This window comes from Pseudomonas kilonensis (assembly GCF_001269885.1).
Lineage (GTDB): Bacteria > Pseudomonadota > Gammaproteobacteria > Pseudomonadales > Pseudomonadaceae > Aquipseudomonas > Aquipseudomonas kilonensis.
This window is the reverse complement of the sequence record NZ_LHVH01000016.1, coordinates 118556-135686: the sequence shown is the minus strand read 5'-3', so window position 1 is coordinate 135686 and position 17131 is coordinate 118556. Positions and strand designations below refer to the sequence as shown.

The window sequence follows — 17131 nt, the reverse complement described above, 5'->3', positions numbered from 1 at the left end:
ATGACGCAACAAGCTTTCCTGGAGATTGCGCAGCGGCTGGCTTCCTTGCCCGCGGACAAGAAAAAAGTCTTTCGCCAGCGCCTGGCCGAGAAGGGCATCGATAGCTGGCGCCTGCCAATCGTTCCCGCCGTGCTTGGCGAAGGTGAGCATATGCCGTTGGCGCAGGCGCAGCGGCGCTTTCTGTCGGCGGAAGCCCTGAGCGGTCGTGCCCTTTACAATCTGTGCTCGGTACTGCGTTTCGACGGCCGCCTCGATGGCGCGCGCTTGCAGCAGGCCATGCAGCAGTTGACTGACCGTCATCAGATCCTGCGCACCCGCTACACGACCGATTCGCAAGGCCGGATGCAACCCCATTGTGAGTCGCAACAAGTGCCGCGGCCCAGCGTCGAACCGTTGACCTTGGCGGCTTCTGAATACGAGCAGTGGTGCGCCGATGAATATGCCCGTCAGCTCGCCGAGCCTTTCGATCTCGCTCAGTCGGCGCCTTGGCGCTGGCAAGCCTTCAGCGACGCGCAAGAGCAATCGACCTGGTTGTTTTTCACCATTCATCACGTGGCCTACGATGCCTGGTCGGCTCAGCAACTGACCCTGGAACTGGCCGAGGCTTACCGGGCACTGGCATCGAATGAGCCGGCCCGACAACCCGAATTGAGCATCCAGTACGCCGATTACGCCGCGTGGGAGCGCGAGTGGCTGGAGAGTGAAAGCTGCCGGCAGCAGATCGACTTCTGGCGCGGCCAACTGGCGGATGCGCCCGCGCCCTTGGCGTTGCCCCTGGATCGACCACGCCCTGCGCCCGCACAACGTCGCCATAGCGGCGCGGTGCTTGCCCGGGAGCTTTCGCCGCAGCTGACGACGGCGGTAGAAGCCGCCATTCGCAGTCATGGGGTGACGCTGTACATCTACGGCCTGACGGCCTTCAGTTGCTTGCTGTCGCGCTACAGTGGCGAGAACGACCTGTGCCTGGGCACCTCGGCCGCCCAACGTGATCGTCCGGAACTGGTGCCCTTGATCGGCCCGTTGCTCAACACTCTGGTGATCCGTCAGCGCCTGCACGGCAACCCGGACTTCGCCACCGCGCTGCTGCGCAGCCGCGACACCGTCGCGGCCGCCTTCGATCATCAGTTGCTGCCTTTCGAAAACGTTCTTGAAAACCTCGAGCGCTCACGTTCGAGCCCGCTGTTTCAGGTGATGTTCGTCCAGGTCGATTTACCCGAGAGCCGCACCCTGACATTGCCGGGTGTCGCGGTTGAAGTACTCGACCCGCCGCAGCGTCATGCCCGCTTCGACCTCACGCTGCGCCTGGTGCGTAGCGCTGACGCGCGGCTGCGCTGCGAGTTGGAATACAGCGATGAATTGTTCGACGCGGCGACGGTCGAGCAGATGCTGGATGACTTGCTGGCGATTTTCCAAGAGGCGTCAAGCCATCCCCAGCGACGTCTGGCCGAACTGCAACTGATTTCGCCGCCAAGTGAACTGAATGGCCCCGCGTTGGGCGCGATGCCCTTGCCGTTGGATCAGCAGGTGCAGCACTGGGCAACGCACACGCCGAACGCGGCAGCGTTGTGCAGCGCTGGGCAAACCGTCGACTATGCCACGCTCGGTGCCGCGACCCGCGCGCTGGCCGCGCGACTGGCCGGGCAGGGCATCGGCCCGGGCCAGGTGGTTGCGCTGTGCATGCCGCGTTGCGCGGAACAACTGCTGGCGATGCTGGCCTGCTGGCAACGCGGTGCGGTGTGTCTGTTTCTTGACCCGGCACAGCCGCCACAGCGACTGGCGCAGTTGGTGCAGGACAGTGGCGCGCGTTTGTGGGTGACACTGGCCGAGGCCCCTGAAACGAACGCCTACATGGCGCGCCTGGTACTCAGTGCCGCCGACTTGTCCGCAGTGGCCGCCGAGGGGCTGGGCGAGAGCCTCAGTCAGCCGCACCTGCCTGCCTACCTCATCTATACCTCGGGTTCGACCGGTCAGCCCAAAGGTGTCCTGGTCACTCATGGCAACGTGGGGCATTACGCGAGCGCGATCGGTCAACGCGTGCAAGCCAAGCCGGGTAGCCGCTGGGCGACGTTGGCGACCGTGGCCGCGGACCTGGGGCTGACCTGCGTGTTCGCCGGGCTGAATGCCGGCGATCCGCTGATTCTGCCGCCAGCCTCGTTGACCTTCGATCCGCCAGGCTGGGCTGACTTTCTCGACGAGCAGCCCGTGGATTGCCTGAAAATCGCGCCGTCGCATTTACGTGGGCTGTTGGCGCTGGACGATGCTCGACGCGTCTTGCCCAGGGATGTGTTGATCCTGGGCGGTGAGGGTTTCGATCAGACCTTGTTTGCACGGGTGCGTGAATTGGCACCGCAACTGCGCATCTTCAACCATTACGGTCCTTCGGAGACCACGGTCGGCGTGATCTGCGGAGAAATCCAGGCCTTCGACGCCCTTGACTCGAGTCTGTATCTACCCTTGGGCCAGCCGTTAGCGGATTGCCATTTGCGCATCGTCGACGGCAATGACGTATCGGTGCCGCTGGGTGTCGCCGGCGAGCTGCTGATCGCGGGCCCTCAGGTCGCCCAGGGCTACCTCGGTCAACCTGAGTTGACCGCGCAAGTATTTGGCTCTACTGCCCAGGGGCAACGCTTTTATCGCAGTGGTGACCGGGTTCGCCTGGATCGCAGTGGGCACCTGGTGTTCCTGGGGCGCCAGGACGATCAGGTCAAGATCCGCGGTTTTCGCGTGGAGCCGGGCGAAGTCAGCGCCTGGCTCAATGCACAGCCTCAGGTTCGCGAAGGGGCGGTGCTGGCCTGCGAGGTGAAAGGGCGCACGCAACTGGTGGCGTATCTCAGTCCTGCCCTGGCAACCGAAGCACTGGCGGCTCTGCAAGCCGAGGCCAAGCGCCAGTTGCCGGAGCACATGGTGCCCGGTCATTGGTGGGTGCTGGATACGTTGCCGCTGACGGCCAATGGCAAGCTGGATCGGCGTGCATTGCCTGAACCGACCGAGACAGAGTTGGCCGATGCATCCGCCCGGCCGCCGATCGGCGCCACGGAACAGCGCCTGGCGCAGTTGTGGTGTCAGATTCTCGATTGCGCACACGTCGCACGCGAAGATGATTTTTTCGCCCTCGGTGGCGATTCGATTCTCAGTCTGCAATTGATCGGCCTGGCTGCGCGCGAAGGACTCAAGTTGCAACCGCGCGATGTCCTGCAACACTCCACCCTGGCGGCCATGGCCCTGAGCATCGACGGCCGGTTGGACCCGGTGTTGCTGACCGTCCTCACGGCTTTTCGCGAGTTGCTTGAACAGCCTGGCCTGGGGCCGGACGCCGATTTCTTTGCCGAAGGGGGGGATTCGATCCTCAACCTGCAATTGATCGCGCGTCTGCGTCAGGCTGAACTGCGCCTGATGCCCCGGCAATTGCTGGAGAACCCCAGCGCCCGGCAACTGGCTGGGGTGCTGACCTCCTCAGCGTCGCCGGCGGTTGCACCGCCGCCGGTAACCGAAGCCTTGGCGCCGCCACGTGCACTGTCCCATGCCCAGCAACGGGTGTGGTTCATGCAACAACTCGATCCGGCTGCAACGGCTTACAACGTTACGCAATTGTTGGCCTTGCGCGGCGATCTGGACGTGCCACGATTGCAGCGCGCTTGCCAGGTCCTTGTTTCGCGCCATGACGCACTGCGTTGCCGGTTCTTCGAAGAGCAAGGGCAGGTCTGGCAGCGCCTGGATGAGAAGGCCGCTGCACTCTTCAATGTGCATGACCTCCATGACCTGGATGAATCACACCAGGCAGCGGCCATTGCCGGGGCCGCCAAGCGCGTTTTTGACCTAGTGCAGGGGCCGTTGCTGGCAATCGACGTATTTTGTCTTGCGCCGGGTGACTACCGGTTGCTGTTCAATGTGCACCACATTGCCGTGGACGGTTGGTCCATGGGCTTGTTGGTCGAGGACTTTGCGCTGATCTACCAGGACCGGGCCACGCCTGTGACGAGCGGATTGTTGCCATTGATCGACGCACAACGGCGAGATTTGGACGGGGAGCAGGGCAGCCAGTTGCGGGGCTATTGGCAACAACGCTTGCAAGGTCTGAGCAACGAACCGTTGGAGCTGCCCGACCACTGCACGCGACCGGCGCTGCAGGCCTACGCTGGCGCCCGCAGCGAGCTGGCCTTGCCCGGCTCGTTGAGCGCGGCTGTCGACTCCCGGGCAAGGGCCCTGGGTGTCACGCCCTTCGTACTGTATTTCGCCGCCTACCAGCTCCTGCTCTGGCGTCATGGTGGACGCAATGATTTCGCCATTGGCTTGCCAGTGGCAGGGCGCGAATCGGTCGAGAGCCAGGCATTGGTTGGCTTGTTCGTCAACACACTGGCGCACCGGGTGCAGATTGACGCCCGGCAAAGCCTGCAAGCCTTTATCCAGGCCCTGAACGGGCGTTTGGCCGATGATTTGTCCCATCAGGCGCTGCCGTTCGAGCAACTGCTGGACATGCTGGATGTCGAGCGCAGCCTGGATCGCACGCCGGTGTTCCAGGCGATGTTCAACTACCAGGCCGATCATCGGGATTCGCGCCGCCTCAACCTGCCGGGCATCAGCGTGGAAACACTGGCGTTGCCGGACGGGGTGGTGAGTGCCAAGTTCGACCTGACGTTCAATCTGTTCACCCAAGGCCGCGGCACGGATGCGCGTACCGGCTTGATTGTCGAATACGCGACTGCTCTGTTGCACCCCGGTACCACCCAACGACTGATGGAGGATTACCAGGGATTGCTCGCCAGCCTGGTCAGCCTCGATCTTCAGCAGCGCTTGCTGGAAATCCCCCTGGGCTCAGTCGCAACTTTGGCCGCGGCGGGCAAGTCCATGCATCTGCACAGCGAGGCCGATTTTGTCACGCGCTTTGAAGTACAGGCCGCCGTTCATCCTGAGCGTATCGCGGTGTGCTGCGCTGATCGCCGCTTGAGCTACGCGACGCTGGATGCCCAAGCCAATCGCCTGGCCCATTGGCTGCTGGCGCAGGGTATAGGGCGGGAGTCGACGATTGCCTTCTGCCTGCCTCGGGACGAAAGACTGCTGGTGTGCCTGTTGGGGATCCAGAAGGCCGGTGCTTGCTACCTGCCGCTCGACCCAGCTCATCCACAGGCACGTCAGGCGCAGATTCTCACCCGCGCTCGGCCGCAATTGCTGCTCTGCGACAAGCTGTTCGCGGACCTGCCCGGCCACCTGCGCAGCTGCCTGTGGGCGGACCTGCCATTGGCTCAGTTCCCTGCACAAGCCCCGGCATTGGCGACGACGCTTGAACAGTTGGCCTACACGCTCTACACCTCCGGATCGACCGGGCAACCCAAGGGCGTGCAGATCAGTCGAGGGAATTTCGCCAACTTCCTGCTGGCCATGGAAGAGGCGCTGCCACTGGAAAACGTGCAGCGTTATCTGGCCTTGACCACGGTGACCTTCGACATTTGCGGCCTGGAGCTGTGCCTGCCGCTGGTGCGCGGCGGCACCGTGGTGTTGGCCGATGATGAAGAGCGACAGGACCCCATGTTGCTTGCACGGCTGATTCAGGACCAGGCCGTGGATCTCATCCAGGCCACCCCGGCAACCTGGGCGATGTTGCTGCAAGGCGATCGCACGGTGCTGGCCGGGCGTGTGGCCCTGGCCGGTGGTGAGGCGCTGGCGGCGGAAATGGCGACCGAGCTCAGCCAATGCGTGGCTCACCTCGTCAACGTCTACGGCCCGACAGAAACCACGGTGTGGTCCACTCAGGCGCCGATCGGTGCCCTGCAGTTGCCCGTCGCACCCATTGGCCGGCCATTGCTCAATACCCGCTGCCACGTCCTTGATGAGCACTTGTGCGAAGTACCTCCTGGCTGTGTGGGCGAGCTTTATATTGCCGGTGACGGTCTGGCCCGCGGTTATGCCGGGCAGCCTGGGTTGACCGCCGAACGGTTTATTGCCGATCCGTTCAGTCGCGAGGGTGGGCGTTTGTACCGTACGGGCGACCTGGCGCGTTGGCAGCCCGATGGGCAGCTGTATTACCTCGGCCGCACCGATGATCAGATCAAATTGCGTGGTTATCGCATCGAACTGGGGGAGATCGAGGCCGTGCTGCTCAGCCACCCCGAACTGCTGCAGGCGGTCGTGGCCGTGCAAGGCGAGCATCTGGCCGCCTTCTGGGTAGCGAGTCCCGACAATCCACCCGACGCCGCCTCCATCCGCACCTACTTACAGGGGCGTTTGCCGGCCTATATGTTGCCGACGCATTTGCAGGCGCTGGAGCAACTGCCCCTCAATACCAATGGCAAGGTGGATCGTAAGCAGCTGCCACGCTTGCAGTTGGAAAACTGCGGTATGGAGGGCGTCCAGCGCTCGCTGACGGCCAGCGAGGCGTCGCTGGCCGAGGTCTGGGCTGCGGTGTTGAACCTGCAACAGATTCCTGCCGACGGTCATTTCTTCCAACTGGGCGGGCATTCGCTGATGGCGGCCCAGGTGCGTGCACGCTTGCGTGAACAGGGCTTTGAAGTGCCTTTGCGCTGGCTGTTCGAAACGCCGGTACTGGCGGACCTTGCGCAGCGCATCGAGGGCCTGGCGCAGCACCTGGATCTGGCTTCGTTGCAGATCCCTCAGGTCGACCAGCAGCTTGATCAACCCTTGTCCTCGGCGCAGCAACGCGTCTGGTTGATGCAGCAGTTGGACCTGGCTGACAGCAGCTTCAACATGAGCAGCAATGTGCGTTTGCGCGGACAACTGGACCGCCATGCCCTGGAGCGTTCATTGCACCGGCTGGTGGATCGCCATGCCATCTTGCGTACGACGTATCACCAACGTAACGGCGAGTTGTACCAGCGGATTCACGGACACATGTCGGTGGCGTTGCAAGTGATCGTGTCGAGCGACGCGAAGTGGCCGGTCGATGCCCGCGACGTTGCGCTGCGGCCGTTCGACCTCGCCAGCGAGGCACCGTTGCGGGCGGTCCTGTACTGCCTCGGCGAACAGGAACATGTGCTGCAGTTGGTCATGCACCACATCGCCTCCGATGGCTGGTCCGGCGCCGTGCTGGTGGATGAACTGATCCAGGGCTATGAAGCCTACAGCACGGGTGTGCTGCCGCCACAGAGCGAGCTGGCGATCCAGTACGTCGACTATGCCGTATGGCAAGGTTCGGCGGCGGTACAACTGCGTCAGCGTGAAGGCCTGGACTTCTGGCGGCAGACCCTGGCCGGCATTCCCGCGCAGGTGCCACTGCCGTTCGATTTTCCCCGTCCGGAGCGCGACAGCGGCGCCGGGGCGGCCCTGGACTTCCAGTTGTCTGCGGCCACGGTTGGCCGGTTGAAGGCTTTCGCACAGCAAAGCGCAACGTCGCCGTTCATGGTGCTGCTGACGTGCTATGCCGCCGTGCTGCAGCGCGAAACGCAAGGCCGTGATCTGGTCATCGGAACGGACGTCGCCAACCGCGAGCATCCGGCCACTGAATCGCTGATCGGCTTTTTCGTCAATCTGCTGGCCTTGCGTATCCGCGTGCAACCGGAACTGAGTTTGCGTGAGCAAGCGCAGCAGGTCCGGGAGATTTGCCTGCAAGCATTCGCCTGGCAGGACACGCCGTTCGAGCGCGTCGTCGAATGCCTGGAGCTGCCACGGGTGGCGAATGTCCACCCGTTGTTGCAGACGTTGTTTGTCCTCGACAACACGCCGCGCCAGCAACGCCAACTCGGCAATTTGCAGGTGGAGCCACTGACGGGCGAGCAGCATCATTCCAAGTTCGACATGGCCCTGTTCGCCAGCGAAGACGGCGATGTGTTCAACCTGCGCTGGGTGTATCGCACCAGCCTGTTTCTGCCGGCCACGGTCGAACGCTTGCGTACAGCCTTCGAGTCGCTGCTGGACATGGCCCTCGGCGCACCGGACAACCCAATCGACACCCTGATTCCGACTCCAAAGGGAGCTGCTGCAATGTCCACGGACAATCCGTTGCAACGCAAAATGAGCAAATTGGGCAAGATGCGCCAGAGCGGATCGCCCGTTACCCGCGAGCCCTTTGAAGCCCGGCCATTGCGCGAAGGTTCGAAGTTCCCCTTGTTGATTCAACTGCGTGACCGCGAACTGGCGCCGGCCATTTGGGCGCAAGCCAACCGTGAGAAGGTCGAAAGCTGGCTGCGCGAGCATGGCGGCATTCTCTTGCGTGGCTTTGATTTGCCGACTCCGGCGGCTTTCGAGGCTTTTTGCCAGGCCCTGTGCCCTCAGTTATATGGACAGTACGGTGACCTGCCGAAGGAAGAGGGCGGCAAGAATATCTACAAGTCCACGCCCTATCCCAAGGATCGGATGATTCTGTTCCACAACGAGAGCGCTCATCAGCATCGCTGGCCGCGTCGCCAATGGTTTTACTGCCAGACGCCTGCCACTTCCGGTGGCGCGACCCCGATTGTCGACAGCCGCCAGGTCTACCGTGAGCTGCCCACCTGGCTGCAAGCGAACCTGCGTCGCAAACAATTGATGTACGTGCGTAATTTCAGCACCAGCCTGGACGTCAGTTGGCAGCACTTCTTCCAGACCCAGGAGCGCGAGCAAGTCGAGCGGATCTGCCGTGAGAGCAATATCGATTTTGAGTGGCGCGGCGCCAACGATCTGCACACCCGTCAGGTTTGCCCTGCGGTGATCCTGCACCCGCTGACGGGAGAGGAGAGCTTCTTCAATCAGATCCAGCTCTATCACCCGGCCTTTCTCGATGCCGATGTGCGTGAGCAGTTCCTGCGCGACGGGGCAACGGCGATGCCGAGACAAGTGTTCTACGGTGACGGTTCCGAGCTTGAGCCAAGTGCCATCGAGGCCATCAACGCTGCCTACGACCGTTGTGCCGTGCGCTTCGACTGGCAGCAGGGCGATGTGGTCATGCTCGATAACATGCTGGCTGCGCACGCCCGGGATCCGTTCGAAGGCGAGCGTAAAATTGTGGTGGCCATGGGTGAAATCTATGGTCGTGATCAGGTCATGGCTGCGCCGGCGCAGACCGAAGAGACACACGCAGAGTTGAAACCATGATGGACCTTGGACTAACGCTTTCACCTCAACAAAAACAACTGGCCCAGGCCAATCCGCAGGCCTGGCGCTGGGTTCGGATGCAACTGTCGGGCGTGCCCGAGGCCGCTGTCCAACAGCGACTGCGTGACGGCCTGCAGCAGCATCAAGCGCTGCGCTTGCGCTACCAGCGCCCGGTTGGCGCCACGGGACTGCGCCAGCATGTGGTCGAGCCCCTCGAGTTGCGCCTGAGCTGGCGTGAGGGACGTTCAGGTGACGGGCATGATGAGCAACAGTGGCTGCGTGAGGCCCAGGCGCATTGCCTTGCCGAACAACCCGATGTGCTGGCCTGGCTACTCGACGATTGCCTGCTATTGGCGGTCCCGGTCTATTCGCTGGATCAGCGCAGCCTGATCCAGTTGCAGGCGCAATTGCTGGGACGTGCCGCGTCGTTGGAAACTGAACCCATGCAGTACGGCGAATACGTCGAGTGGATCAATGGCCTGCAGTTGGACGAGGATGCCGAGCAGGGCACGCAGTTCTGGCGCAACCTGGCCTTGCAGGACGTGCCGGGCATGCGCCTGATCGAGCGCTATGGCATCGCCAGCGGCAACCATGCCGTTGTTCGGCTAAGGCTTGCGCAGACACTGCCAGCGGCGTTGACGGCGCTGGCCGAGCGCGAAGGCGTGGCCGTCGAAGCACTGGCCCTGGCCGCCTGGGGCGCATTGCTGGGCAGGCTCAATGGGCAGCAGCACGGCCAATTGGGTTTGCAGCACGATCCTCGCGATGACTATGAAGAGCTCTCGGGAGCCTGTGGGTTGTTCGAGCAGACGCTGCCGATGGTGGTGCGGGTGTCCGAACACAGCACCTGGATCAACCTGGCCCGGCCATTGGCACGGCAACTGGAAAACGCGGTGGCTTGGCAGGAATATGTCGGTCAGGCTCAGCTATTGCCCGAGTGGCGTGCCAGTTTTCAGACTGGGCTGCGTGTCGTGCATGCACCGCTGCTGCAGGGTTTGCAAGTCCTGTCCTTCGACACCCCGGTCGAACTGCAATTGCAGCTGACGCTTGATGCCCAGGGCTGCGGGGAACTGACACTGGCCTATGACCGTGGTCTGTACCGTGAAGCGCAGATGCAGGTCTTGCTCAAGCGATTCGCCCATTGGCTCGAGCAATTGCTGCCGTCGCCCAATGGCCTCATCAAAGGTGTCGATCCGCACTTGCCCGAGGAGTTGCTGGCGTTGCCGACGCGTCCCGCCCTGGCGCCGGATCTCGATATCGTCGCCACCGTGCGCGAGTACGCCCGGACACAACCGGATCGGCCGGCGCTGCGCTATGCAGAGCAACTGTTCTCTTACGCCGAGCTCGATGCCTTGAGCGATCGTGTGGCCGGCAGCCTGCGTCAGGCCGGTGTCGGCCATGAACAAGTGGTCGGCCTGTATTTGCCGCGGGGGGCGCAGATGCTGATCGCGATGCTGGCCTGCTTCAAGGTCGGTGCTGCCTATCTGCCGCTGGATCCTCAACAACCACCGCTGCGGCTGGCCGACATTATCGATGATGCTCAACCGGCCTTGTTGCTGCACGTAGAGGGGCTGCTGCCCGATACCTCGGTCGACACCCTGTGCTGGTCACAGGCATGCACTGGGCCGGTGTTCGATTCGCCGGTGCAGGGTTCGGTGCAAGACCTGGCCTACGTGCTCTATACCTCGGGCACCAGCGGCAAGCCCAAAGGTGTGCAAATCGAGCAAGGCCAATTGCGCCATTACGTCACGCAAGTGACCCGCGCACTCCAGTTGCCCGAGGCCGGGCATTATGGCCTGGTGTCTTCACTGCTCGCGGATCTGGGAAATACGGTGTTGTTTCCGGCCTGGCTGCAGGGCGGTTGCGTGCATGTGCTGGAGCAGTCCACTGTGACCGATGCCCGGGCATTCGCCGAAGAACTCCAGCGCTACCCGTTGGACGTGCTCAAAATCGTGCCTTCGCACCTCGAAGCGCTGATGGGCGAACACGCTCCCAACGGCATTCTTCCACGCCAGGTCCTGGTACTGGGCGGAGAGCCGATCAGTGAGCATTTGCTGAGCCGTTTGGCCCAAGCGAAGCCTGCCTGTCGCCTCTACAACCATTACGGTCCGACAGAGACCACAGTGGGCGTGCTATGGCGTGCGATCGATGTCAGCCAGGGCGTGGGTGATAGCGCCTTGAATCAAGTATTGGGTGATAACCGCATCCACCTGCTCGACGACCAGCAACGCGCGGTGCCGTCAGGCCAGGCCGGGGAATTGTGCATCAGTGGCGCCAGTGTCGGGCGCGGTTATGTGGGCGGTGTCGGTGGCAGTGCCTTTGGTGTCGATCCACTCAGTGGCCACCGCCTGTATCGCACCGGTGATCTTGCTTTGCGCCAGGCCGATGGTGCCGTACGCATTCTGGGGCGCAATGATCAACAGGTGAAAATCCGTGGGTTTCGCCTGGAGTTGGCGGAAGTCGAACAGGCTTTGTTGGCGCAGCCGGGCGTGTTGCAGGCCGCTGTCTTGCTGGACGGCGAAGGCGACCATGGGCGCTTGCTGGCTTTCGTGGTCAAGGACGACGCCCTGTCGCAAACGACCGAGCAACTGTGCGCCGCCCTGGCTCGCCAGCTACCGGACTACATGCTGCCCAGCGGTATCCTTGCACTCAAGACGCTGCCACTGAACAGCAATGGCAAGCTTGATCGCAAAAACCTGCTTGAACGCGCCAGGCAGCGTTTGCAGAACACTCGCGTGGCGCCTGTGGGCGAGCTCGAAACGGCCATTCTGGCGATTTGGTGCGAGGTGTTGGGTGTCGACGAGCTGGGGGTAACCGACAATTTCTTCAACGTCGGTGGGCACTCGCTGGCGGCGATCAAAGTGGTGTCGCTGATTCGCGAGCGCCTGTCTCTCGAATTGCCGACCAATCTGCTGTTCGAGCGGCATACCGTGCGTGACCTGGTTCATGGCCTGGGTAACGATCACAGCGGCGGCCCATGGCAAGTCTTGAATGACGCGCACGAGCATTCGCCGGCCCTGTTGCTGGTGCATGGCGCGCAAGGGCATCTGCAGGCCTATCAGCCGTTGGTAGACAATCTGAGCGGTAAAGCCGCTGTCTTTGGTCTGGCCGCCCTGGAAAAGGGCTGGGATGAGGGCGACATGGACGTGCTGTTGCAGCAATACGTGGCGAGCATCCCTGTCCAGCTGAAACAGCGCCCGCTGGTGCTGCTGGGCTGGAGCCTGGCGTCGCGGCTGGCATTGATGCTGGTACCCCGTCTACAAGCCAGCGGCTTTACCGTCGAAGGGCTTGTGGTGCTCGATCACGATGCGCAGCGCAGCCTGGCCGGCGAGGGCGACGAAGCAGGCCAGTTGATTGCAGATTTTGCTTTCTACTGCCGCACTCACGCCCAGCCAATCGGTGAGCCGCTGCGCGAACGTGTGACGGGCCTGTTGGCAGGTCTGGACTATGCCGAGGGTGTTGCCCGGTTGCTCAACGATGCCCAGGTGCGCGCGCATCTGCAATGGGGCGCCGCCGATGCTGATTTGCTCACGCTATTGGCGCAATATCGCTCGATCAAGATGCGCTTGTATGAGCAAGCCTTGCCCACCGTTGATGTGCCGCTGTGGCTCTGGCGCGGCAATGCCCATGCCGACTTGCGTGCCCAGTGGCAAGCGCATACCCATCAAGCTGTTCGCCAGTGGACGCTGGACGTGGGGCATCACGAGATGCTCGCAGAGCCTCGATTGGTCGAAAGCCTGTTGCCTTTACTGTTGCAAACCTCTGCCAAGGTGGTGTCTGCCTCATGATGTTATTGAAAGAACTGCTGCACGACGCTCGATGGCGCATTCTGCTGGCGATTCTGAGCAGCGCCTTGAGCGCGGCAACCAGTATCGGCCTGATCGGGTATATCAACCGCAGCCTGGAGCATGGACTCGATGATATCGGCCGGGGCTTGTTGCTGTTCGGTGGCCTGCTGATTCTATTGTTCATCAGCGGTGTCACGTCGCAATGGTTGCTGGTGCAGATCGGGCATCGCCTGGTTTACCAATTGCGCCTGCGGCTGGTGGGCAAGGTGTTGGGCACAGCACTCGAACGCATCGAGCGGCTGGGCAGCCCGCGTATCTACAACGCGCTGACCAAGGACGTGACCACCGTCGCCACGGCGTTCAAGCAACTGCCGATTTCCTTGTACAACGGCTTGCTGTTGTTGGCGGGGCTCGCCTACATGGCCTGGCTGAGCATGGCGTTCTTTTTCCTGACCCTGGGGGTGATTGCCCTTGGGGTCGGTCTTGATGTGCTGCTGGGGCGCAAGGTCAAGATTCTGATGCAGGCCGTGCGGCAGCAGGATGACCAGTTGACCGAGCAGTTCGAGGCCGCCATCCAGGGGCGTTGCGAGTTGGGCCTGAGCCGGGAACGCCGGCACCTGCTCTATGAGCGCAAGCTCGAACCGATCGCGCGGGCCTCGCTGGATGCGTCGGTACGTGCCGACACGCTGTGGGCGGTGAACCTGAACTGGACGACACTGCTGGTGTTCGTGCTGATCGGTACGCTGTTCTTTCTCGGCCAGGGACTGGGGTTGCTCAGCCAACAGGTCGTGGTGGGTTACGTGCTGGCAATCATGTTTCTGCGCACGCCGATCTCGATGATCCTGGATGCCATTCCTGCGGTCATTCGCGGCCATGTTGCCTTGCAGGCCATCGATGCCCTGGCGTTGGGTGAGACGGTGCAGTTCAAGACCCCTGCGCAAGCGGCGCAACCCTTCGGTGAGTTGCGCCTGTCAAACGTGCATTACCGCTATCCCGGGCAAAGTGACGAGTTTGCCTTTGAGCTGGGGCCGATCGACCTGTCGATTCGTCGCGGCGAGTTGATTTTCATTGTCGGGGGCAATGGCAGTGGCAAGTCGACCCTGGCCAAGCTCCTGACGGGGCTCTACGTTCCCACCTCTGGGCAGGTTTCGCTGAACGGCGTGGTGCTCGATACCGGCACCAGCGAGTGGCACCGGGAGCATTTCGCCGCCATTTTTGCCGACTTCTATCTGTTCGCCGATGTGCTGGGCGAAGCGGGCAATCATGAGGGGCTTGAGGCCCGGGTGGATCATTACCTGGACCGCCTTGGGTTGGCCCATAAAGTCGAGTTCGCTGCCGGGCGCCTGTCGACCACGGCCCTGTCCCAGGGCCAGCGCAAGCGCCTGGCACTGTTACTGCTGATGATGGAGGGCAGGGAGGTGTTCCTGCTGGACGAATGGGCGGCGGATCAGGACCCGGTGTTCCGCCACGTGTTCTACAACGAACTGCTGCCCGAGCTGAAGGCGGCCGGCAAGACGGTGATTGCAATCACCCATGACGACCGCTATTTCGATGTTGCCGACCGGGTCTATCGTCTCGACTACGGCCATCTCGTGGACTACGACCGAGCGACAGAGAACCCTTTTCAACTGGCGAAATAGGCTGCAGTCAAACGGGCTGTTCCTGCCGTTTGCATTCATCGAGTGGGCAACTGCTGCAATAGCCGACGCCGGGAAGGCGGTAGCGAATGCAGCAGATGCGCCTCAGGCGCTGTGGCTCGTCCTCGCCGATATCGTGGTACTGCACGGGGGCGAACAAAGGATTACGCCGGCCGTTCGGGCGCAGGCGGGTATTCAGGATTTCCTTGGCCGGTGCGGTGCTGTGCGCGTTGGCCAATGGGTGCAGGTCGATGCGGCTGGTGACGAACTCGAAGGTGTTGCCGGCATTGCTCCAGAACAACCGGGGCGATGCCTGGGAGACACGGACCAAGGTTTCGATGACGGGCTCCAGATGATCCTCGACCAGGGTATGAAATCGCTCGAAGGCCGTGCAGGGTGGCAAAGGCTGGCCGGCATGGACCAAGTGCAACGCCTGTGGCCTGGCGTCATTGCCCAGTTGTATCCCGGTGTCGGCAAGGGCAAGTGGCAGATCGCATTGCTGGAGCAGATTGGCGGCCATCACCGGTGCCAGGAAGGTGCTGAAATACCATTTGGACCACAGCGACACCAGGGCCAGGCGCTCATCGGTTTTGTACCGGACCTGCAGGTCGTCGACGAATGCGCTGAAATACTCATGCTGGAAGAACCTGTCACCCGGTACGTCTGTACGGGGATGGCTGCGCAGTTGCAGCTTTTCACCATGCTCGGCAAGCGGACCGGTGAACAGCGGGGCAAGGCTGGGAATCATCGACTCATCCGTGGACCGCGAATTGAGAGAGGTTATCGTTCAGAGGGGCTCGAAGTATAAACAGGGCGTTGCCGTCTTGCGACTGTTCATCGTCGATAGGGAAATTTGAGAACAGTGTATGAATTTTTAAAAATTAATGAGAATCGCTACCATTAGTATTGTATCGTAGGCGTCTTTCCGCCATGTCAGTCAAGGAGCAAGCAATGAGTTTGGACAGTCCGGATACGCGCTTTCTGGTTGTAGTCAATGATGAGGAGCAGTACTCGATCTGGCCGGATTATCGAAGCGTGCCCAATGGCTGGCGCACGCTCGACATGAAAGGCAGCAAGCAAGAGTGTCTGGACTATATCGAAAAGGTCTGGACCGATATGCGCCCGCTGAGCCTGCGCCAGGCCATGCAAGTACAAGGACAGGGCTGATCGCCCGCGACAGAGTTTTTACCTCAGGGATTCAATATGGAAAGCGTCCAGCCCCGTCTATCATCCAGCGCAACCTTCACGCTGGAACAGTTTCGCCAGCAAGCACCGCGTGAACTGAACACCAACCCGTATCTTCAGCGCCAGGCGGCCCGTGAATCGAATGCCCGGTCTTATCCACGGCGTATTCCGTTGGCGCTGCAAGAGGCCCATGGCCTCTATGTTCGTGATACCCAAGGTCAGCTGTTCATGGATTGCCTGGCGGGGGCGGGAACTCTGGCGCTGGGGCATAACCACCCGGTAGCCATCGCGGCCATGCGCCAAACGCTCGACTCCGGCTTGCCCTTGCACACCCTGGATCTGACGACACCGGTCAAGGATCGCTTCGTCGAGGACCTGTTCAACGCGCTGCCGGAAAACTTTGCCCGTCACGCTCGCATCCAGTTTTGCGGGCCGACCGGTGCCGATGGCATTGAGGCGGCATTGAAACTGGCCAGGACGGCCACCGGGCGCAAACCGATTCTGTCGTTCTCTGGCGGCTACCACGGGATGACGCTGGGCACGTTGAGCCTGATGGGCAACCTGGGGCCGAAACAGGCACTGGGCTCGCTGATGGCCGATGTGCAATTTCTGCCTTACCCCTATGACTACCGTTGTCCGTTTGGCATTGGCGGCGAAGCCGGTGTCGATGCCGGGTTGCATTTTATCGAACAACTGCTCAGCGACCCGGAGTCGGGTGTGCTGCCACCTGCGGCGGTGGTGGTCGAAGTCGTGCAGGGCGAGGGCGGCGTGATCCCTGCGCCGATACGCTGGCTCCAGGGCTTGCGCCAATTGACCCGTAAGTTCGGCGTGGCGCTGATCATCGATGAAGTCCAGACCGGCCTGGGTCGTACCGGCAAACTGTTTGCGTTCGAGCACGCGGATATCGAGCCCGATATCCTTGTACTCTCCAAAGCCATCGGTGGTGGCCTGCCGTTAGCCGTGATGGTGTACCGCGAAGAATTGGATACCTGGAAACCAGGTGCCCATGCCGGTACATTCCGCGGCAATCAAATGGCGATGGCGGCGGGGGCTGCGACGCTGCGCCATATCATCAGCGAAGACTTGCCGGGACATGCCGATGTCATGGGGCAACGACTCATGGGGGCTCTGCGCCAGTTGCAGAACCGCTATGCTTGCCTGGGCCAAGTACGCGGCCGAGGACTGATGGTGGGTGTGGAAATCGTCAGTGACACGGCGAGCGACAGTCGTGTCCCAGCAGCCGATACGGCATTGGCCCAGGCAATCCAGCGTCAATGCCTGCGCTTGGGCGTCATTCTGGAGCTCGGGGGGCGCCATGGTGCCGTTGTGCGGTTCCTGCCGCCATTGATCATCCAGGCCGAGGAGATCGACGTGTTGGTCGAACTGTTCCAGGTTGCCCTGGCCAATGCCCTCGTGGAGGTCAAGGGCCGGGCGTTGCATATCGCGTGAGATGCAGCAATGTGGGAGCCAGGTTTGCTCGCGATGACGGCGGCACATTCAACC

The 17131-nt window shown here is 62.0% G+C and carries 6 protein-coding genes; 5 read left to right on the top strand and 1 reads right to left on the bottom strand.

What is annotated here, in order from left to right; genetic code table 11:
* From AD662_RS06545 to AD662_RS06535, 3 genes are read left to right on the top strand one after another with little or no spacing between them, the layout of a single operon-like run.
* Positions 1–9021 (top strand): non-ribosomal peptide synthetase, encoded by a 9021-nt coding sequence (locus AD662_RS06545; protein WP_074849783.1) that lies wholly within the window; start codon positions 1–3, stop codon positions 9019–9021.
* Positions 9021–12806, top strand: coding sequence for a non-ribosomal peptide synthetase (locus AD662_RS06540; RefSeq protein ID WP_235862402.1), 3786 nt, complete (start codon positions 9021–9023; stop codon positions 12804–12806). Before AD662_RS06545 ends, AD662_RS06540 begins: the two co-directional genes overlap by 1 nt.
* Entirely contained in the window at positions 12803–14446 is a 1644-nt protein-coding gene (locus AD662_RS06535; protein ID WP_018600638.1) for a cyclic peptide export ABC transporter, read from the top strand. The genes AD662_RS06540 and AD662_RS06535 overlap by 4 nt, the downstream gene beginning before the upstream one ends.
* A gap of 7 nt (positions 14447–14453) precedes the next feature.
* Here the strand turns inward: AD662_RS06535 and fhuF are convergent, their stop codons facing one another.
* Complete coding sequence (gene fhuF, locus AD662_RS06530) at positions 14454–15191, bottom strand: siderophore-iron reductase FhuF (RefSeq protein WP_053186144.1); 738 nt, start codon at positions 15189–15191, stop codon at positions 14454–14456.
* Positions 15192–15394: 203 nt separating this feature from the next.
* On the opposite strand from fhuF, the gene AD662_RS06525 reads away from it, so the two are divergent.
* Both AD662_RS06525 and AD662_RS06520 read left to right on the top strand, forming a co-directional pair.
* Entirely contained in the window at positions 15395–15610 is a 216-nt protein-coding gene (locus tag AD662_RS06525) for an MbtH family protein (RefSeq protein ID WP_018600641.1), read from the top strand.
* 36 nt (positions 15611–15646) lie between these two features.
* Positions 15647–17077, top strand: coding sequence for a diaminobutyrate--2-oxoglutarate transaminase (locus AD662_RS06520; RefSeq protein WP_139213115.1), 1431 nt, complete (start codon positions 15647–15649; stop codon positions 17075–17077).
* Positions 17078–17131 lie beyond the last annotated feature (54 nt).